General features: G+C 70.6%; 17 protein-coding genes. 1 reads left to right on the top strand and 16 read right to left on the bottom strand.

Annotated elements, in window-relative coordinates; all coding sequences use genetic code 11:
* Positions 1 to 43 precede the first annotated feature (43 nt).
* The 7 genes from ACGFY9_RS41020 to ACGFY9_RS40990 form a co-directional block, all read right to left on the bottom strand.
* Entirely contained in the window at positions 44 to 970 is a 927-nt protein-coding gene (locus tag ACGFY9_RS41020) for a sugar phosphate isomerase/epimerase family protein (protein ID WP_393763022.1), read from the bottom strand.
* Positions 967 to 1,578, bottom strand: coding sequence for a nucleoside deaminase (locus tag ACGFY9_RS41015; protein WP_393763020.1), 612 nt, complete (start codon positions 1,576 to 1,578; stop codon positions 967 to 969). Before ACGFY9_RS41015 ends, ACGFY9_RS41020 begins: the two co-directional genes overlap by 4 nt.
* Before the next feature lie 31 nt (positions 1,579 to 1,609).
* Positions 1,610 to 3,136, bottom strand: coding sequence for a GMC oxidoreductase (locus ACGFY9_RS41010; protein WP_393763018.1), 1,527 nt, complete (start codon positions 3,134 to 3,136; stop codon positions 1,610 to 1,612).
* Between the two features lie 35 nt (positions 3,137 to 3,171).
* Positions 3,172 to 4,317 (bottom strand): ROK family protein, encoded by a 1,146-nt coding sequence (locus ACGFY9_RS41005; RefSeq protein ID WP_393763016.1) that lies wholly within the window; start codon positions 4,315 to 4,317, stop codon positions 3,172 to 3,174.
* Between the two features lie 64 nt (positions 4,318 to 4,381).
* Positions 4,382 to 5,284, bottom strand: coding sequence for a carbohydrate ABC transporter permease (locus tag ACGFY9_RS41000; RefSeq protein WP_393763014.1), 903 nt, complete (start codon positions 5,282 to 5,284; stop codon positions 4,382 to 4,384).
* Positions 5,281 to 6,192, bottom strand: coding sequence for a carbohydrate ABC transporter permease (locus ACGFY9_RS40995; RefSeq protein WP_393763012.1), 912 nt, complete (start codon positions 6,190 to 6,192; stop codon positions 5,281 to 5,283). Before ACGFY9_RS40995 ends, ACGFY9_RS41000 begins: the two co-directional genes overlap by 4 nt.
* A 7-nt stretch (positions 6,193 to 6,199) precedes the next feature.
* A complete protein-coding gene (locus tag ACGFY9_RS40990; protein ID WP_393763010.1) occupies positions 6,200 to 7,504 on the bottom strand; it encodes an extracellular solute-binding protein in 1,305 nt (434 codons plus the stop codon).
* Positions 7,505 to 7,954: 450 nt separating this feature from the next.
* Between ACGFY9_RS40990 and ACGFY9_RS40985 the strand changes: the two genes are divergently transcribed.
* Positions 7,955 to 10,330: a M4 family metallopeptidase gene (locus ACGFY9_RS40985; protein WP_393763192.1), complete on the top strand. Its 2,376-nt coding sequence runs from the start codon at positions 7,955 to 7,957 to the stop codon at positions 10,328 to 10,330.
* Positions 10,331 to 10,390: 60 nt separating this feature from the next.
* Here ACGFY9_RS40985 and ACGFY9_RS40980 read toward each other — a convergent pair whose 3' ends face one another.
* The 9 genes from ACGFY9_RS40980 to ACGFY9_RS40940 all read right to left on the bottom strand — a co-directional run bounded on the left by ACGFY9_RS40980 (position 10,391) and on the right by ACGFY9_RS40940 (position 18,547).
* A complete protein-coding gene (locus tag ACGFY9_RS40980) occupies positions 10,391 to 11,578 on the bottom strand; it encodes a glycoside hydrolase family 64 protein (protein WP_393763008.1) in 1,188 nt (395 codons plus the stop codon).
* Between the two features lie 165 nt (positions 11,579 to 11,743).
* Positions 11,744 to 12,505: a dienelactone hydrolase family protein gene (locus ACGFY9_RS40975; protein WP_393763006.1), complete on the bottom strand. Its 762-nt coding sequence runs from the start codon at positions 12,503 to 12,505 to the stop codon at positions 11,744 to 11,746.
* Positions 12,506 to 12,627: 122 nt separating this feature from the next.
* Positions 12,628 to 13,248 carry an L-threonylcarbamoyladenylate synthase gene (locus ACGFY9_RS40970; protein WP_393763004.1) on the bottom strand — a complete coding sequence of 207 codons (621 nt, stop codon included), beginning with the start codon at positions 13,246 to 13,248 and terminating at the stop codon, positions 12,628 to 12,630.
* A 199-nt stretch (positions 13,249 to 13,447) separates the two neighbouring features.
* Positions 13,448 to 14,674 carry a cytochrome P450 gene (locus tag ACGFY9_RS40965; protein ID WP_393763002.1) on the bottom strand — a complete coding sequence of 409 codons (1,227 nt, stop codon included), beginning with the start codon at positions 14,672 to 14,674 and terminating at the stop codon, positions 13,448 to 13,450.
* Positions 14,671 to 15,897 (bottom strand): cytochrome P450, encoded by a 1,227-nt coding sequence (locus ACGFY9_RS40960; RefSeq protein ID WP_393763000.1) that lies wholly within the window; start codon positions 15,895 to 15,897, stop codon positions 14,671 to 14,673. The genes ACGFY9_RS40965 and ACGFY9_RS40960 overlap by 4 nt, the downstream gene beginning before the upstream one ends.
* Entirely contained in the window at positions 15,894 to 16,517 is a 624-nt protein-coding gene (locus ACGFY9_RS40955; protein ID WP_393762999.1) for an ATP/GTP-binding protein, read from the bottom strand. The genes ACGFY9_RS40960 and ACGFY9_RS40955 overlap by 4 nt, the downstream gene beginning before the upstream one ends.
* Entirely contained in the window at positions 16,489 to 16,851 is a 363-nt protein-coding gene (locus ACGFY9_RS40950) for a DUF742 domain-containing protein (protein ID WP_033283022.1), read from the bottom strand. Before ACGFY9_RS40950 ends, ACGFY9_RS40955 begins: the two co-directional genes overlap by 29 nt.
* Complete coding sequence (locus ACGFY9_RS40945) at positions 16,848 to 17,270, bottom strand: roadblock/LC7 domain-containing protein (RefSeq protein ID WP_393762996.1); 423 nt, start codon at positions 17,268 to 17,270, stop codon at positions 16,848 to 16,850. The genes ACGFY9_RS40950 and ACGFY9_RS40945 overlap by 4 nt, the downstream gene beginning before the upstream one ends.
* Positions 17,267 to 18,547 (bottom strand): ATP-binding protein, encoded by a 1,281-nt coding sequence (locus ACGFY9_RS40940; protein WP_393762994.1) that lies wholly within the window; start codon positions 18,545 to 18,547, stop codon positions 17,267 to 17,269. Before ACGFY9_RS40940 ends, ACGFY9_RS40945 begins: the two co-directional genes overlap by 4 nt.
* Positions 18,548 to 18,710: the final 163 nt, after the last annotated feature.

The raw sequence follows: 18,710 nt of genomic DNA, 5'->3' as shown, positions 1-18,710 counted from the left end.
ATCGTATCAAGTGACCGTTCCGCCACGGCAGTTGTGCCACCGGTCACGGCAGCACCGACGACGCCACCGCCCTCCCCGCCAGCAACGCGGCGACCGGATCGGCCGCCTCGTCCAGTTCGATGAGCACCGTGTCCGCGCCGGGCGTACGGGACATCACGTCGGCCCAGCCCTTCCAGTCGACGATGCCCGATCCCAACTCCGCCATGTAGGGCTGCTGTTGGGCGAAGACCGTCTCGTCGATCGTGAGTTCCACGTCGATCGGCCTGACCGCGTCCTTCCAGTGCGCCAGGGCGACGCGCTGCGCGTGACGGCGGGCCACGGCCACCGGATCACCTCCGCCGAGCGCGATGTGGCACGAGTCGGGGCACAGCCAGACGTAGCGCGGATCGGTGAAGGCCATGAACAGGTCGATGTCACGCTCGTACCAGAGCGTGCTGTTGGACTCCGTGTGGAAGGCGAGCCGCACACCCTGCCGGGAGACGGCCTCGCCCACCGCGTGCGCGATGTCGGCCATGCGGGTCATGTACGGGGCGTCGACGAAGAGGGGCGGGCGTGTCCCGAACGTCGTGCGCATGGGGAGCCCCGCGACGAGGAGTTCGGCCCCCACGTCGACGAGGAAGGCCGCGCGTCGTTCGGCGTCGGCGACGATCGCCGGGAGGTTGTCGGCGTCCTGCCAGTCGGGGCTGTCCTCCCCGGCGACGAACGCGCTCACGACGGCCAGCCCACGGGACACCAGCTCGCGGCGGAAGCCCTGCGCACTGCCGAAGGCGCGCAGTGCCGACTCGATGTCGCCCGGCGCGAAGGTGAGTTCGAGGCCCGTGACGCCGGCCTCGTCCAGCGCGTCCATCACCCGCGCCCAGAAGCGCTCGGGGTGCGCCAGCGCCCATGCGCGTACGGCGTCCGCGGAAGGGAGATCCCAGAAGTCCGGGTGGTAGAAGGTGACGATGTCCGTCGCGAAACGCGGGGTCACTCGGCACCTCCGCGCGCGTTGTAGACGACGACACCGTCCGCCTCGTCGACGGCCTTGCGGTAGTTCCGGAACACGGCCAGCGCCTCGTCCCGGAGAACGTCCCCTACGACGTCGATGCCCCGCGCCTCGAACTGCCCGGCCCAGTCCGCGCCGAGCGGGCCCTCGTCGAACGTGGTGATCTCCTCCAGCTCCGGGCCCTCGCCCGCGACCACCAGACCGCGCACCCCGGACCACAGGGTGGCGCCGTAACACTGGACGCAGGGGCGCCAGTTGACGACCAGCTCGTGCGTCGGGAGGCCGGAAGCGCCCAAGTCCCAGCCCCCGGTGGCCACTTGGGCCAGGCCGAGGGCCATGACCTCGGCGTGTGCGCTGGAGACTCCGGAGGCGAGAACGACGTTCACGCCCACGGAGACGATCCGGCCGGTGTCGCGCTCGGCGACGAGCGCCGCGAACGGACCGCCGTTGCCCTCCCGCCAGTTGCGGTCCGCGAGCCGGTGCACGAGGCGCATCCGGTCCTCGCGGCCGGGGACGACGGCGGGCACGTCGGCCAGCTCGTCGTCGATCCACGCCGGCAGGGCCACGCGGTATTCCTTCACGATGTCGATCACGATCGGGCTTCCTTCACGTTCGGGCTTCCTCTCAGCGCGCGGCGAGCGGTGCGGTGCGGGTGGTGACGGCACGGGCGGCCCGTACGGCCGTCACCGCGCCGGTCAGCGTCACGTTGGCGGCCATCGGCGTGGGGATCACGCCGGTACCGGCGACGTACAGGTTGTCGAAGCCCCACACCCGGCCGTCCGGGTCGCACACGCTGGTACCGTCGTCGGCGGTGCCCGAGCGGACGGTGCCGGTCAGGTGCAGGGACGAGCCGGGCGGGAGCAGGGCGAGTTCGGTCGCGGGGTCGAAGGGGCCGAACTCCTCGGCCAGTGAACGGACTTCGGCGAGTCCCCGGTCGATCAGCGCGCGGTCGGTGTCCGTGTAGGCGAACTCGACGCCGATACGGGGGAGTCCGGCGAGGTCCGTCTCCGACTCCGAGAAGACCAGTCGGTGTTCGGGGCGCGACTCGACCGGGACGAGCAGCGACAGCCCCACGGCGTGTGCGAGGGGGCGGCCGTGCTCGTCGACGTACGTCCGGTTCATGATCTGGCCGTGGAACGGCTGGGCCGCCCCGTTCTGCGGCAGCCACAGCGAGTCCGTGCTGAACTCGCCGGGGCGGGGGAGCGGCAGATCGTCCAGGGCGATGCCGAACCGGTCGAGGTCCAGGAGGACTTGGGCGGTGATGAACGCGTGCTCGTTGAGGTAACGGCCCAGCGCCTCGGGGCGGATGCCCGAGGCGAACAGCAGTTGCGGGGTGCGCAGCGCGTCGGCGCACACGATCACGGTGTCCGCGTGGAGTGCGGACTCCGTGCCGTCGGCGACGCGGCGCAGCAGGGCGCCGGTGGCCCGGCCGTCCGAGACGAGCAGCCGGGTCGCAAGGGTCCCCGTGAGCAGGGTGAACGCCGGGTCACCGCCCGTCGCGATCGCCGGGAAGATCGTCCCCGGCGCGGTACGCGGCATGGGGCCCGAGTCCGTCGCCGTGACGGCCATGGGCATCGGCTGCGGGCGCCGGTCGTCGGGTGCGGTGTCGTCGTAGCGGCGGCGCAGGACGTCGAGGACGGTCCGGCCGACCGCGGTCGGGCCGATGGGGGAGGGGGAGACGGCGAGCAGGCGCCGCGCGGTGTCCAGGTCGGCCGCCCAGCGGGCCGGGTCGCCGAAGTCGAAGACCTCGGGTCCGGCCGGCCACGGGGTCGCGGCGGTCCAGTGGACACCCATGCCGCCCGCGTTCCACGCGAGTGCCGTCGCGGGCATCGCCTCGGCGTCCTCGCCGAAGGCCAGCGCGTGGAACATCCCGGGCGGCAGGCGGGCGAGGCTGTCCGCGACCTCGCGCACCACCTCGGCGCCGGTGTACATGCCCTGGATACCGGAGTCGACCCGCTCGTTGTACCGCGACCAGACGGCCGGGTCGGCCACGTCGTGCAGATGCAGTCCCGGCGCCTCGCCGATCGCGCTGCCGCCGTCGACCATCGTGATGCCCAGCCTCGGATCGCTCTCCCGCAGCAGCCGGGCCACCACGGAACCCATGATGCCGCTGCCCACGATGAGGACGTCGGTGTGCGGGGTGTCGGTCACAGGGAGACTCCAAAGTCGTTTGCCGTGGGGGGGAGTTAGGGACTGAGGACGAGCGGGCCGAACAACTCGGTGTCCATGCGGTCGAGCGCCAGCTTCACGGCGCCGATCAGCGCGGCGTCGCGGCCCAGTCCGGTGGCGCGCAGTTCGATCGCGGGGGTACGGGCGGCGCGCATCGCCTCGCGCACCCGGGGGAGCAGCACGTCCGCCGCGTCCTGCAGTCCGCCGCCCAGCACGATGAGCGAGGGCGCGACCGTCCACGACAGGGTGGTCAGGATCGAGGTGATGTTCTCGACGAACTCGTCGACCTCGGCGAGGGCTTCCGTGTCACCGGCGCGGGCCGCGTCGAAGCGTTGCAGAGCCACCTTCCGTTGGGCCGCCTCCGGTGAACTCAGCCAGGCCACGGGGCGGTCGGCGATCGTGCCGGTCGGGATCGACCGCGCCTCGACGATCTCGCCCGCCGCGCCGTCCAGACCGCGGTGCACGGCCCCTCGGATCAGGATGCCGAGACCGGTCCGGTTGCCGAGGATCGCCCACACCATGTTGTCGTGGTCACCGGCCACACCCCGCCAACGCTCCGCCAGCGCACCGAGGTTGGAGTCGTTGTCCGCGAACCAGGGCATCCGGACGCGCTGTTCGAGCTCCTTGGGCAGATGCACACCTTCCCAGCGCGTGGTGTGCACCAGACGTCGTACGACACCCTCGTCGTCGATGGCGCCACCGGACGCCACCGCACCGGCGCGGAGCCGGTCCGGTGATCCGCCCGCGTCGTCGAGCGCCTCCCGTACCAGGGCCGCCGCGTCGTCGAGCGTGACCTGAGGGTCCTGGTAGGCGCGCAGCGGGCGGTGTGCCCGGCCGACGATACGGCCGCGTGCGTCGGCGATCACGGCCGATGCATCAGCGGTGTTGATGTAGACGGCCGCCAACAGGGCGTGCTCAGCGCGCAGTTCGTACCGTCGGGCCGGTCGCCCGGCGCTGCCGCTGACCGGTATCCGCTCCAACTCGGCCACCCAGCCCGCCTCGACGAGCGAGTCCAGGATCAGTTCGATGGTACGGCGGGACAGCCCGGCCCGTTCGGCGAGCGCGGTCAGTGTCGTGGGCCCCGCGGACACCGCGAGCGCGCGCAGGACGACCGAGGTGTTGACGCGCCGCACGGCGCTCTGGTTCATCCCCGACATCAACATCCCTCCGCCTCCTCGGACCTGCCCCGTGCGACGGGCGCGAACCCACAGGTCTCGGTCACCTGTGTCACCGCATCCCCGATCCGGCGATCCCCTGCACGAAGTACCGCTGCAGGAACAGGAAGAGCACGAGGACCGGCAGCATCACGACGATGGCGCCGGCGAGGACCAGGCCGTAGTCGGTGACGTGCTGGGCCGCCTGGCTGGTGGCGGCGAGGCCGACCGGAAGGGTGTAACTCGCCGTGCTCTGGGCGACGATGAGCGGCCAGATGAAGTTGTTCCACGAGTTCAGGAACGACATGATCGTGATCGTCGCGACCGCCGGACCGGCCAGCGGCAGGAAGATCCGGAAGAAGATCCGGAACTCGCCCGCCCCGTCGATGCGCGCCGCCTCCAGTAGTTCGTCCGGGACCGACTGCGCGTACTGCCGCATGATGAACACCGACAGCGGGAGCGCCACGCCGGGCAGCGCGATCCCCGTCAGGGTGTCGGCGAGGCCCATGTCGACGGTGATCACGAACTGGGTGACGAACACCGTCGTGAACGGCACCATCATCGCCGCCATCACCGCGCCGAACGCGAGCCGCTTGCCCGCGAACTCCAGCTTGGCCAGGGCGTATCCGGCCGCCGACGCCGCCACGATGTTGCCGATCACCACCATGAGGGCGACCAGGACACTGTTGGTGAGGAAGCGCCCGAAGCCCTCGGTCCGGAACAGTCGCACGAAGTTGTCGAGCGTGACGTGCTGCGGCAGCCACGCGCCCGGGTCGGAGCGGATCTCGTCGAGACCGCGCAGCGAACCGCTGACCACCCAGAAGAAGGGCAGCAGCGTGAGCAGCGCGCACAGGACCAACGCGCCGTACAGCAGGGGGCGGCCAACGAGCCGTGTGCGCAGGGCGATTGGGGCGTCGGCGGCGGCGGCGGTCAGGTCGGCGTCGGCGTCGTTCAACGACGCGGCTACGGCGGTCATGTGCGGGGCCTCAGCAGTCGGAACTGGACGACACTCACCAGCAGGACGAGCAGCAGCATCACGAAGGACGCGGCCGAGGACATGCCCAGCTGGCCGGAGCCGAACTGGTGGTAGGTGTACAGCGACACGGACTCGGTGGACCCCAACGGGCCGCCGTCCGTGAGGAGATAGGGCTCGTCGAAGACCTGGAGGTAGAAGACGGTCAGCAGCACCGACACCATGAGGGTGGTCGGGAGCAGCAGCGGCAGGGTGATGTGCCTCAACTGCCGCCAGCGGCCCGCCCCGTCGAGCGCGGCGGCCTCGTACACGTCCTCCGGTACGGCCTGCAGCCCGGCGAGGAACAGGACCATCGCGGTGCCGAAGTTCCGCCAGACGCCGAGCAGGATCACCACGGGCATGGCGAGATGCGGGTCGTCCAGCCAGTTCGGCCCGGCGAGACCGACGTAGCCCAGCGCCTTGTTGACGGTGCCGCCCGCGTTGAAGGCGTACTGCCAGATCAGGGCGACCGCGACGACGTTGGTGACGACCGGCGCGAAGAAGACCGTACGGAACACCCCGCGCAGCCGCCGGATCCCGGAGTTCAGCGCGACGGCCAGCGCGAAGCCGATCGCCATCGTCAGCGGCACACCGACGGCGACGAAGACGCCGGTGTTCAGGATGTCCCGCAGGAAGGCCGGATCCTGGAACAGACGCAGGTAGTTGTCCAGGCCGGTGAAGTCGACCGCGAGCGGATGCCGCAGGTCCGAGCCGCGCAGATCGGTCAGGCTGAAGCCGAGCGCGGCCACCGTGGGGATCGCGGTGTAGAGCAGGAACACGACGCCGAACGGCGCGAGAAACAGCCAAGCGACCGCCGTACGACGGGAGTTGCGTGCCCGGCGCCGCGTTCCCGGGACGAGCGTGGTGGTCATCCGCGGCTCACTCCGCGCCCGTGCCGAGGCTCTTGGCGTACGCCTGGACGCTCGCGGCGGCCTTCTCCGCGGTCTGCGTGCCCTTCGCCACGGTCTCCATCTCCTTGCCCAGCCGGGTGGCGACCTGCTGCCAAGTACCCACCTGCGGAAAGGCCTTGGTGTTCTTCAGCTGGGTGAGGAAGGCGTCCAGGAGCGGCTGTTTCTTGACGGCCGGAGCGTCCCAGGCGGAGATCACCGCGGGCAGTGAGCCGTACGCAGAGTACTGGGCGACCTGCGTGCTCGGCTTCGAGACGTGGCGGACGAACTTCCACGACGCGTCCGTGTTCCCGCTGTCCGCGAGGACGCCCCACGTCCCCCCGGCGGAGAAGGAGACGCTGCCCGAGGCACCGGCCGGCAGGGGTGCCGTGGCGACATTCGCCGCCGTCCAGCCGGTCTTCTTCGCGGCGGTGTCGAGCTGCCCGAGCACCCATGGACCGGTGATCATCGTGGCGGTCCTGCCCGACACGAAGTACGGCTGCGCGTCGAGGAAGGTGGGCGTCGCGGTGTCGGCCGAACCCGAGGTGAAGAACGACGCGTTGTACTTGAGGGCGTCGACCATCGCCGGGGTGTCGAGGGTCCAACTGCCGCTGGACGAGAGGAGGTTGCCGCCCGCCTGCCAGGCGTACATCGCGACGTCCTGGCCGTTGAAGATGTCCCAGCCGTTGTCCGCCCCGAGCCCGTGCACTGCTCCGGCGCGTTTCAGCGCCTTGAAGAACGGCACCATTTCGGCCCAGGTGGTCGGCGCCTCGACGCCCGCCTTCTTGGCGAGGTCGGCGCGGTAGACGAGGGCGTACGTGTACGCGTACCAAGGCACCGTGTAGGCCACGTCCTTGACCAGACCCGCGTCCCACAGGCTCGTGAAGAAGGCGCCGGAGTCGACGAGCCCGTCCGGTACGGGCCGGAGGATCGACGGGTCGAGGAACTGCGCCTGCGACTCGGGGAAGAACTGGGCCACATCGGGGCCCTTGCCCGCCGCGATCGCCGCCTGGAGCTTCGTGTAGTACTCGGAGTTCGGTATCAGCGTGAACTTCACGGTGACGTCGGGGTTCGCGGCCTTGAAGGGCTTGATCACCTTGTCGAGGACATCGGCGTCGCCCTGGGCGGCCCAGACGTTGACGGTGCCGGTGGCCGGCTTGTCGTCGATCGACTTGGCCGTGGCCTTCGCGGTGGCGGTCGCGGTGTCGCCGCGCCCACAGCCCGCGAGGGCGAGGGTGCCGAGCAGAGCGGTGCCGGCGGACAGTCTGAGGACGCCGCGGCGGGAGGGATCGGACACTCTGGGCTCCTGTCTCATGGGGCGCTGAGGACAGTGAAGGGAATTCCGGAGCACCGGCGTATTCGGGTTCCGGGATTTTCGGGGAAAGCAGCGTTATCGGTCCGACGGCCGTCATGCGGCTGATGGGACCTCTGTGGCTGACTGCGACGTTAGGAAGGGTCTGTTTCGGCGGCGTGGCTCAGCCGTCACGAATAATTTCGGAACTTGTAGCGAAATCCCTGACAGAGGGAAAACCCTTGAGTGCTCCTGACCTGGATGACATGGACGGGTCAAGACTGTCATCCTCCACCCAGCCACCCCCATGGATCCTCCACGGATTGGTCAAAGTTCAGCCAGTCCCGCACAGCTCGGCTCTTCCCGGACAGCAGACCCGGCTGCCCGGCCTGTCACCGGCCGCGTCCGCGGTCGTCGCAGTAGGAGTTAAGAGTGAGACGCATCCCCCGCAAGCGGATGGCGGTAGGAGCCCTGGTCTCCACCGCCGCCTTCCTGGCCGTCGGCGTCCAGTCGGTGCCGGCGACCGCGAAGCCCGCCTCCCCCCACCCGAGTCCGCTGCTCACCGGCAGCCTGGAGGCGAAGCTCACCCCGGCCCAGCGCACCGCCCTGGTGAAGAGCGCCACCGCGAACAGCACGACGACCGCCCGCACCCTCGGCCTCGGTGCCAAGGAGAAGCTGGTCGTCAAGGACGTCGTCAAGGACAACGACGGCACCGTCCACACCCGCTACGAGCGCACCTACGCCGGTCTCCCCGTCCTCGGCGGCGACCTCGTCGTGCACACCCCGCCCGCCACCGAGGCGACCGGCACGGTGAGCGCGACCTTCAACAACAAGCACACCCTCACGGTCCCCTCGACCACCGCGTCCGTAGCCAAGTCGACTGCCGAGACCAAGGCCCTGACGACCGCGAAGGCCCTCGACGCCAAGGCGCCCAGCACCGACAGCGCCCGCAAGGTCATCTGGGCCGGCACCGGCACCCCGAAGCTCGCCTGGGAGACGGTGATCAGCGGCTTCCAGGACGACGGCACCCCCAGCAAGCTGCACGTCATCACCGACGCCACCACCGGCAAGGAGCTCTCCCGCTTCGAGGGCATCGAGACCGGCACCGGCAACACCCAGTACAGCGGCACGGTCTCGCTGAGCACCACGCTGTCGGGTTCGACGTACCAGCTGTACGACACCACGCGCGGCGGCCACAAGACGTACAGCCTCAACAACGCCACGTCCGGGACCGGCACCCTGATGACGGACGCGGACGACGTGTGGGGCACCGGCGCGGGCTCCAACACCCAGACCGCCGGCGCGGACGCGGCCTACGGCGCCCAGACGACCTGGGACTTCTACAAGAACACGTTCGGCCGCAGCGGCATCAAGAACGACGGCGTCGCCGCCTACTCGCGCGTCCACTACAGCACGGCGTACGTCAACGCCTTCTGGGACGACAGCTGCTTCTGCATGACGTACGGCGACGGCACCAGCAGCACCCACGCGCTGACCTCGCTGGACGTGGCGGGGCACGAGATGAGCCACGGCGTCACCTCCAACACCGCCGGGCTCAACTACACCGGTGAATCAGGCGGGTTGAACGAGGCGACCTCCGACATCTTCGGCACCGGCGTCGAGTTCTACGCCAACAACAGCAGCGACGTCGGCGACTACCTCATCGGCGAGAAGATCGACATCAACGGCGACGGCACGCCGCTGCGTTACATGGACAAGCCGAGCAAGGACGGCGGCTCCGCGGACAGTTGGTACTCCGGCGTCGGCAACCTGGACGTCCACTACTCCTCGGGCCCGGCGAACCACATGTTCTACCTGCTCTCCGAGGGCAGCGGCACCAAGGTCATCAACGGCACCACCTACACCAGCACCACCTCCGACGGTGTCGCCGTCGCCGGTATCGGCCGGGCCGCCGCCCTGCAGATCTGGTACAAGGCCCTGACGACGTACATGACGTCCAGCACCAACTACGCCGCTGCTCGCACCGCCGCGCTCAGTGCCGCCGGGGCCCTGTACGGCACGACGTCCGCGCAGTACGCGGGAGTCGGCAACGCCTTCGCCGGCATCAACGTCGGCAGCCACATCACCGTGCCCACCAGCGGTGTCACGGTGACCAACCCGGGCAGCCAGTCCTCGACCGTCGGCACCGCGGTGAGCCTGCAGGTCTCGGCCAGCAGCACCAACAGCGGCACCCTGACGTACGCCGCGACCGGACTGCCGACCGGCCTGTCGATCAGCAGCTCCACGGGCGCCATCACCGGCACCCCGACGACCGCGGGCACGTACAGCACCACCGTGACCGTCACCGACAGTACCGGGGCGACCGGTACCGCGGCCTTCACCTGGACCGTGAGTTCCAGCGGCGGGGGCGGTAGTTGCACCTCGACCCAGCTCCTGGGCAACGCGGGCTTCGAGTCGGGCGCCACCACCTGGACCGCGACCAGCGGTGTCATCACCACCGACACCGGCGAGGCCGCCCGCACCGGTTCGTACAAGGCCTGGCTCGACGGCTACGGCTCGACCCACACCGACACGCTGTCCCAGTCGGTGACGATCCCGAGCGGCTGCACGGGGACGACGTTCACCTTCTACATCCACATCGACACGGCGGAGACCACCACCAGCACCGCTTACGACAAGCTGACGGTCACCGCCGGATCGACCACCCTGGCCACGTACTCCAACCTCAACGCGGCCAGCGGGTACGTCGCGAAGTCCTTCAGCCTGTCGGCCTTCGCGGGCACCACGGTCGCCCTGAAGTTCAGCGGAGTCGAGGACTCCTCGCTCCAGACCAGCTTCGTCATCGACGACACCGCCGTCACGACCAGCTGACCGATCCGTGAGTCCGGCACCCCGCACGCGCCCCCAGGCGTGCGGGGTGTCCGGTCTTTCTCAGCTCAGCGGGTCCAGCGTCAGATAGGCCTGCTGCGGGTTCCCGTCGTTCACCAGGGACTCCTGGGCGCCGACGTCGTCGAACGCGAACGCGTACGCCTTGCCGTCGGCCATCTGCGCGTGGATCTTGCGCGCGTAGTGGTTGGTCACCGTGTCCAGGTAGAAGTTCGCCGTGGTGGTGTCCGGCTGGTTGGGGTTGACCAGGAGCGTGGAGCGGTTGAAGCCCGCGCACAGCGTGCGTGAGATCGGGCCGCGCACCAGGTCGTTGGGGGCGTCGAGGTACTTGGAGCAGCCGAAGATGCTGGCCGCGTCCGGCTTCTGGAAGGTCGTGACGACCGCCCCGGAGCTGTTGGTGAAGTTCATGACGTTGCCCGACACCCGGCCGTAGTACTTGGTGTTCGGCTGGTCGGCGAACGGCGTCACGGTCAGCGTCGACGACGAGTACTTCGTCCAGACGCGGTTGATGTAGTCGTCCATCACGGTGCTCGGCAGGGCGCCCGTCTCGATCCCGTACGTCGGTGAGAGCGCTCGCAGAACCGTGCCGTCGGAGCGCGTCTGGATCAGGTTGGCCCAGCCGCCCGGCTGCCCGCGCAGCGCGTTGAAGAACCCGGTGTAGCCACCCGACTTGAGATGCCCGGTGGAGGCCGTGCTCCCGTTCGACCGCTGCACCCCGACCGCGTACGGCACGGAGAACATGTCCACCTGGGTGCTGTTGATCCACAGCCCGGAGTCGTTCAGCGTGTACTCGGACCAGTTGAAGAGGATGTTGCGGTTCGGGTCCGTCGGGTTCTGCACGGCCGGCTGCACCAGACCGCCGGTCGTCAGCTTGAACACCAGCTTCTGGCCGTACGAGAAGTAGATGCGGCCGGAGAACTTGGGGATCCGGATGGTCGTGGACTGCCCGGCAGCCGGGCCCGCGATCGACGCGTCCGGCGCCGGGGTGGGCGGGTTGCCCCCGGCCGGCCAGGCGTGGAACGTGCCGTTGGCGTCGGCCCAACCCTGCTGGCCGGTGGCCAGGTTGGTGCCCAGGTCGTAGATGTAGACCGCGTCGCCGCGGCCCGAGTTGTTGGTGATCTTCAGTGGGATCGTGGCGGGCACCGCGGCGTCCGCCGTCACCGGTGTGGCCAGCGCGATCATCGTGGCCACCGCGGTCGCGGCACCCAGTCGACGCATGAGTCTGGCGAGCACTACTCACCTCCGTGTGGGGGGTGTACGAAAAATTGGTCCGTACCTGTGTGAGAGCGCTCTCAGAGTCGCGCCGAGGCGCGGGCATGTCAATGAGTTGAACGAAAGGTGCCCACGGCAACTCGCGCCGTGGGCACCTGGATTGAATCAGTGAAAGCGGTCTGCCGATCAGAACGTACGGTCCAGCAGGTCGAGCAGCGCGACCCAGTGCCGCTCGTCGGCCTCCGCGTCGTACGCCGAGGTGTCGGCCTGCGTGTAGCCGTGCCGCGCACCCGGGTAGACCTCGCAGCGGTGCCGGACGCCCGCCGCGGTGAGCGCGTCCTCGAACCGCTTGATCTGGTCCTCGGGCAGCGAGGGGTCCTGGTCGGCGTGGCCGAAGTACAGCTCGGCGGTGATGTGTTCGGCGGCCAGGTGCGGGCTGCCCGGGTCGTCGGTGGCCAGCCGGCCGCCGTGGAAGCCGGCGGCGGCCGCCACCCGGTCCGGGTGGGCACCGGCGGTGTACAGCGCGAGGCGGGCGCCCATGCAGTACCCGGTGATCGCGACCGGCCCGTCGGCGACCAGCGGGGACTCGGCCAGCCAGCGCAGATACGCGCCGGCGTCCCGCTCGATCAGTTCGGGATTCCGGGCGAACCCCATGATCAACGGGCCGACCTTCTCGAAGATCTCGGGACGCCCGTCGTGATCGATGAACTCGGGCAGCTCGACCACGGGCGCGCGACCCTGCCGGTAGAACACGTTCGGCACCAGGACCGTGTAACCGGCCTCGGCGAGCCTGTCCGCCATCGACTTCAGATGGGGACGCAGCCCGAAGGCGTCCTGGTAGAGCAGCACGGCCGGACGGGGAAGCCCGTCGCCGGGGTGCGCCAGATAGGCGTCGGCGATGCCGTCCTCGGTCGGGATGTCCACGGCTGTGCCCTGTGCAGCGGTCATGGCGGGGTGCCTCCGTGCGGATCGGCGCCGGACCGCCTGCCGGCCCGGCGCGGCGTGTTCCGATCATCGTGGCACGCCCGCCTACGACCCCTCCGCCGGGGTCGGTCGAAGCGGAACCGGGATCACTCGAAGCGGGAGACGTCGCCCGCGCCCTTGCGGACGATCTCGGCCTCGCCGTTCGAGAAGTCGATGACGGTCGTCGGTTCCGTACCGCAGTCCCCGGAGTCGACCACCGCGTCCACCACATGGTCGAGCCGGTCCTTGATCTCCCAGCCCTGGGTCATCGGCTCCTCCTCGTCGGGCAGGAGCAGGGTGCTGGACAGCAGCGGCTCGCCCAGCTCGGCCAGCAGCGCCTGGGTGACGACGTGGTCGGGGATGCGCACGCCCACGGTCTTCTTCTTCGCGTGCAGCAACTGGCGCGGCACCTCCTTCGTCGCCGGCAGGATGAACGTGTAACTCCCGGGCGTGGACGCCTTGATGGCGCGGAACACGTCGTTGTCGATGTGTACGAACTGGCCCAGCTGGGCGAAGTTCTGGCACACCAGCGTGAAATGGTGCCGGTCGTTCAGATGCCGGATCGTCTTGATCCGCTCCATGCCGTCACGGTTGCCCAGCTGGCAGCCCAGCGCGTAGCAGGAGTCGGTCGGGTACGCGATCAGCGCACCCGTGCGCACACTGTCCGCGACCTGGGAGATGGTGCGGGGCTGCGGATTGTCCGGATGCACGTCGAAGTACTTGGCCACCCGCCGAGCTTATGCCGTGCCCGCGCGGGTCGCCGCGCGGGCCCGCTGCGGCCGGCCGGTCCGGCGGAGGTGTACCCCGGGGAATCAGGGGAAGCCGACGAGAGCGCCCGGGTCTCTCCCCCGAACCCGGGCAGGACCGGCTCCGCCCGCGGCCCATCCCCCGTGGCCGCGGCGGGGCGGTTCCACGCTTTCGCGTGGCTCAGCCGTGCAGCCGTACCGGCACCTCCTGCCAGCCGAAGGCGATGAAGGACGGCACCTGGCGCAGCTCGTCCGCCGCCACGGCGAGCCGGGCGTCAGGGAAGCGGGCGAAGAACGCGGGCAGCGCGGTCAGCGCCTCCACACGGGCGAGCGGTGCCCCGATGCAGCGGTGCATGCCGATGCCGAACGACAGGTGGTCGTCGGCTCCCCGGGCCGCGTCGAAGACGTCCGCGTCGGGGCCGTAGTGCGCGGGGTCGAGCCCGGCGGCGGCGAACGTGGTGATGATGGCGTCCCCGGCCGGGACGGTGACCTCGCCGACGGTGAGGTCACTCACCGCGAACCGCAGCGGCAGCGAGGCGATGGACGGGTGGACGCGCAGGGTCTCGTCGACGACGGCGTCCCAGCCGATCTTCCCGGCGCGCACGTCCGCCAGCTGCTCGGGGCGCTTGAGCAGCGCGACGATCGCGTTTCCTATGAGGTTGACCGTCGTCTCGAAACCCGCGCCGATCACCAGCAGCAGGGTGTACAGCAGTTCCTCGTCGCTGAGCCGGTCGCCGTCCTCGTCGCGCACCCGGATCAGTTCGGTGGTGAGGTCGTCGCCGGGGTGCTCGCTGCGGTGGGCGATCAGTGCGGGCAGCACCGTGCCGATCTGCCGCTGCACGGACGCCGCGTGCTCCGGAGACGGGTCCGAGGTGTCCATGATGGCCGCGATCAGCCGCCCGGTGTCGTCGACCAACTCGTCGGGCACACCGAACAGTTCGCAGATGATGCGCATCGGCAGGGGGTGCGCGAGCGCGGCCCTGATGTCGACCACCTCGGCGTCGTCGGCCGCCATCGCGTCGAGCAGTTCCGCGGTGATCGTCTCGACCCGGGCGCGCATCGCCTCGGTACGCCGGTGCGTGAAGCTGGGCGCGACGAGTTTGCGCAGGCGGGCGTGGTCGGTGCCGTAGGTGGAGAGCATGTTGATGACGCCGACCCAGCCCAACACCCAGCCCCAGGACGGGTGTTCGCCGATCTCCGACCACAGGTTCCAGTGCAGCCGGGGGTCCTTGCTGACCTGCGGGTCGAGGATCAGTTCCTTCAGGGTGTCGTAGCCGGTGGGGGCCCAGGCGGGGATGCCGCCAGGCAGTTCGACGGGCACGATCGGGCCGAGGGCACGCAACTTGGCGCTCTCGGCGGCCATGTCGGCGCCGAACGGGTCGAGGGCGATGCGGTCGGACACGGTCACGACAGGTCTCCTGGCTGGTCGGGGGAGCGGGGGCTGAACCGCACGGGCAGCGACGTGAGCGAGCGGTGGAAGGGGCCGGGGCGCCAGGTCAACTCCGCGCGCGGTACGACGGGTTCGAGGTCCGGCAGCCACAGGGTGAGCCGCTCGATCGCCTCCGTCGCGATGAGCAGCGTGTGCTGCTTGACCGGGCAGGCGTGCGGACCCGCCGACCACGACAGGTGCGAGGCGTCCTTGGGATGCCGGCCGGTGACGGCCTCCTGCTCGGCGAAGTGCGCGAGCGCGCCGTACGAGACGACGACCGGGATCGCGGGCCGGATCCACGCGCCGTGGAACGTCACGGGTGAACGGGCGTAGTGGATGCCGTAGTTGGCGAGCGGGGTCTCGTGGTGCAGGACCTCCACCACGGCGTCCATGACCGGTCGGGCGCCACTGGTCAGGGTGGAGTAGTAGACCGAGGTGCCGAGGATGCGGGACAGGGCGTTGGACACCAGGTTCGCGGTCGGCTCGTGCCCCGCGCCCAAGGTGAGGAACACCTGCCAGGTGACCTCCTCCGGGGTGAGCCCGGCCGGATGGTCGAGGAGCCAGCTCGGGAGGTCGTCGCCGCGCGCCTTTGCCTTGGCGGCGATGAGTTCGAGGACGTAGCCGCCGAACTCCGCCTCGCCCTCGGCCGCTTGGGCGCCGCCCTCCATCATCTTGCCCAGCGCCCGGTCCAGCCGCTCGCTCTGGCTGTCGGGCAGCCCGAAGAGGCTGTTGAACACCAGCGCCATGAGTGGCCTGGCGAACTCGCCCACCAGATCGGCCTGTCCGCGCGGGCCGATCCGGCTGACCAGCACATGCACCGCCCGGTGCACCCGGGCCCGCAGGTTGTGTGGCTCGACGCGCTCGAAGGTGTCGATGAGCGAGGCACGGTAGCGGACGTGCGCGGTGCCGTCCGCGAACAGGGAGTTGGGCCGCCAGCGCATCATCCCGAGGACCGGCGAGTCCTCGGCGACCGTCGTCTCCCACGGCCGGGGATCGTGCGAGAACGTGTCGGTGTCGCGCAGCAGCTCCAGCGCGGCCCGCCGCTCGGTGACGACGAACGCCGGTACACCCGGGGCGAGTTCGGCCCAGCCGACCGGACCCTGTGCGCGCAGGGCGGCGTAGTAGCCGTAGGGATCCACCGCGAAGCCGTCCTCCCACAGCCGGACGGGACGGGCGGGGCCGACGGGGGAAGTAGTGGTCACCGGTGCTCCGGAGGGTCGCGGTCGATCAGGTGCTGGACCAGGGCGAGCAGCGCGTCGAGGGACGAGTCCGCGTCCCGCGCGTCACAGGTCACCAGCGGTGTGCCGGGCTCCAAGTCGAGGGCGGCGCGCAGCTGTTGCTCGGTGTGGTGCCGGGGCGCGTCCGGGAAGGTGTTGAGGGCGACGGCGTACGGCAGCCCGCTCTCCTCGACCAGGCCGAGCACGTCGAAGGAGGCGTCGACGCGCCGGCTGTCGACCAGGACGAGCGCCCCGAGCGCGCCGTACGCGATGTCCTCCCACAGTGCCCGGAACCGCTCCTGGCCGGGCGTGCCGAACAGGTACAGCACGATCCCGCCCGGGAGGCTGATCCGCCCGAAGTCGATGGCGACGGTCGTCGTCGACTTCTCCCGCACCCCGGCGAGATCGTCCACGGGGACGGACGCCTCGCTGAGCCGCTCCTCGGTGTGCAGCGGCCGGATCTCCGACACGGAGTCGATGAGCGTCGTCTTGCCCACCCCGAAGGGACCCGCGATCAGGATCTTGACCAACTCGCGGGCGGTGTCCGGCAGATGGATGCCGCTGGTCGTGCTGCCGCTAGTGGTGCTTGAGGGCGCGTAGGCCATCTGCGACTCTCTTCAGCAGGTCGGGGTCGAAGCGTTCGGCGGGCGGGATCGGGGCACGGGCGAGCACCAGGCTCCGGTCGAGAAGACCGGCGGCCAGGACCCGCACCGCGGACACCGGCAGCTCCAGCAGGGCCGCCGCCTCCAGCACCGTCAGCGAGCCGCCGTACAGGGCGTCCAGCAGGGCGAGTTGAGCCGCGGGCAGGTCGGCCGGGGCGGGCTCGCCGCTGCCGCTGAGCACCGTCAGCCGTTCCAGATGCGGGCGGCTGGGCCGGGCCACACCGCCGGTCGACAGATACGCGGGAACGAGAGGACGGCCGCCGCGGCGGCCCGTCATGCCGGCGCGCCGCCGTCAACTCCCCGCGGAGCGGCGGCCATCGCCTTCTCACCCAGCCGCGCCACCTGCGAGTGCACCCGGTGCGCCAGCAGATCCAGCCGCACCTCGGTGTCGCCGTAGGCCGCCACACACGTCCCGTGATCCGTGGGGACGATGAGCACATAGCCGTGGTCCGACTCGATGACCACCTGCCGTATCTCGGCCCGTTCCCGGTCGGCGAAGGCCGCCGCGGCGGTACGGCACGCCCCCTGCACGGTGCTGGTGATCGCGGCGACCCGCTCGCCCGAGGCCTGGGACAGCGCGTCGGTGTACCCCCGCACCAGCCCGTCCCGGGTCAACAGCACCGCCGCCACCACGTGCGGCACCTCCAGGATCGGATCGAGCGCCCAGGCCGTGTCGCCCCCATCGCGGCTGATCATCTAGCCGCTCCCCCTTCGTAGTCGGTCTGATGTGTCTCGTGCGCTGTCACTGCTTCGGGTGCCGCGGCCCGCTCACCTACGGCGGTTTCGGCGTCGTCCGTCGCGGCGCGCGCGGCGGCGGTGCCGGACTGGAGGGCGCCGAGTGCGGCGGCGGCCTGCTCCGGGCGGCGCTCGGATCGGTGTGTCCCGGGCGCGGCCGGTCCTGCCGGTGCGGCGGCCGGGGTACGGCGACGGCGTCGCGGCAGGCCGCCCGCATCGGGCACGGCCTGATGCCCGGACGCGTCGGCTACGGCCCGTTCGTCGCGCTCGGAGCCGTAGGAGTGGGCCGGTGCGGGGGCGGGCGTGCGGGTGGGTTCGGGGGCCCGGCGGGTCGAGCGCGGGGCGCCGGCCGCGGGTGGCTGCCGCTCGGGGTCGATACGGCTGAGGAGATGGCTGTCGATGCGCAGGACCGCGCGGACGCCGCCGTACGGGGAGGGTGAGGACACGTCGACGCTCAGGTCGAACTGCCGGGTCAGGCGGCCGATCGCGGCGAAGCCCATGCGCGGCGGGTCGCCCAGGTCGGTGAGCAGGATCGGGTCGGTACCGGCCACCATCCGCCCGGCGTGGTCGCGTTCGTCCTGGGTCATGCCGAGACCCGCGTCGTCGACGGTGACGCAGGCGCCGTGGTGCACGTGCTCCAGGTTGACCACGACCTCGGTGTCCGGGGCGGAGTGCCGCAGCGCGTTGTCGAGGAGCTCGGCGACGATGATCGCGACCGGTTCGACGGCGTGCGAGACGAGCGCGGTACCGGCTTCGAGATGGTTGTGCACCCGCACCCGGTGGTACCCGGCGAGCCGTGCCTGGCCGCCGGTGACCGCCTCGACGAGGTGCGACTCCTCACGCGCGAGCCCGACCCACGCACCGCACACCACGGCCGCGACCTGCGCCCGGCGCAGCGACTGCTCGTTCTCGTGGTCCAGCATGAACAGGGTCTGCGCCAACTCGGGGTCGTCGTACCGCTGTTGGAGCGAACGCAGGGCGTCCTGCAAGCGGTACAGCGCGGCCTGGATCTCACGGGTGGCCCCGCGCATCCCGGCCTGCGCGGCGGCGTCGATGCGGGTGCGCTGCGCGGCGAGCTCCGAACGCACCGCGCTCAGCACGCTTTCGAGGGCGATCCCGAGAGGCGAGCCGATGAACTGCGGCTGCCCGGGCCCCGGCACGACGACCCGCGGATGCGTGAGGTGCCGGGCGGCGGCCGGAATCCGCTGCACCGCGAGATGCTCTACCTCGGCCGCCAACGCCGCCTGGACACCGTCCAGTCGGTCCCGCAGCTCGGTGATCTCCGCACGCTGCAGGGCACGTTGACGCCGCGACCGCAGCAGCCGGCACCGAGCGCCAGCGCGGACAGCGTGCCGGCGGCGAGCGCACCGGCCACCAGGTCCGGTAATTCGGTCATCGAAT

This window comes from Streptomyces sp. NPDC048504, from assembly GCF_043200035.1.
In the GTDB taxonomy this organism is placed as follows: Bacteria; Actinomycetota; Actinomycetes; order Streptomycetales; family Streptomycetaceae; genus Streptomyces.
This window is presented reverse-complemented; position numbering and strand designations above follow the sequence as displayed.

Excerpts from the sequence above, each read along its gene's own strand:
- ACGFY9_RS41005 (WP_393763016.1), bottom strand. The coding sequence starts at position 4,317 with ATGTTGATGTCGGGGATGAACCAGAGCGCCGTGCGGCGCGTCAACACC.
- ACGFY9_RS41000 (WP_393763014.1), bottom strand. The coding sequence starts at position 5,284 with ATGACCGCCGTAGCCGCGTCGTTGAACGACGCCGACGCCGACCTGACC.
- ACGFY9_RS40995 (WP_393763012.1), bottom strand. The coding sequence starts at position 6,192 with ATGACCACCACGCTCGTCCCGGGAACGCGGCGCCGGGCACGCAACTCC.
- ACGFY9_RS40985 (WP_393763192.1), top strand. The coding sequence starts at position 7,955 with ATGGCGGTAGGAGCCCTGGTCTCCACCGCCGCCTTCCTGGCCGTCGGC.
- ACGFY9_RS40975 (WP_393763006.1), bottom strand. The coding sequence starts at position 12,505 with ATGACCGCTGCACAGGGCACAGCCGTGGACATCCCGACCGAGGACGGC.
- ACGFY9_RS40955 (WP_393762999.1), bottom strand. The coding sequence starts at position 16,517 with ATGGCCTACGCGCCCTCAAGCACCACTAGCGGCAGCACGACCAGCGGC.
- ACGFY9_RS40950 (WP_033283022.1), bottom strand. The coding sequence starts at position 16,851 with ATGACGGGCCGCCGCGGCGGCCGTCCTCTCGTTCCCGCGTATCTGTCG.
- ACGFY9_RS40945 (WP_393762996.1), bottom strand. The coding sequence starts at position 17,270 with ATGATCAGCCGCGATGGGGGCGACACGGCCTGGGCGCTCGATCCGATC.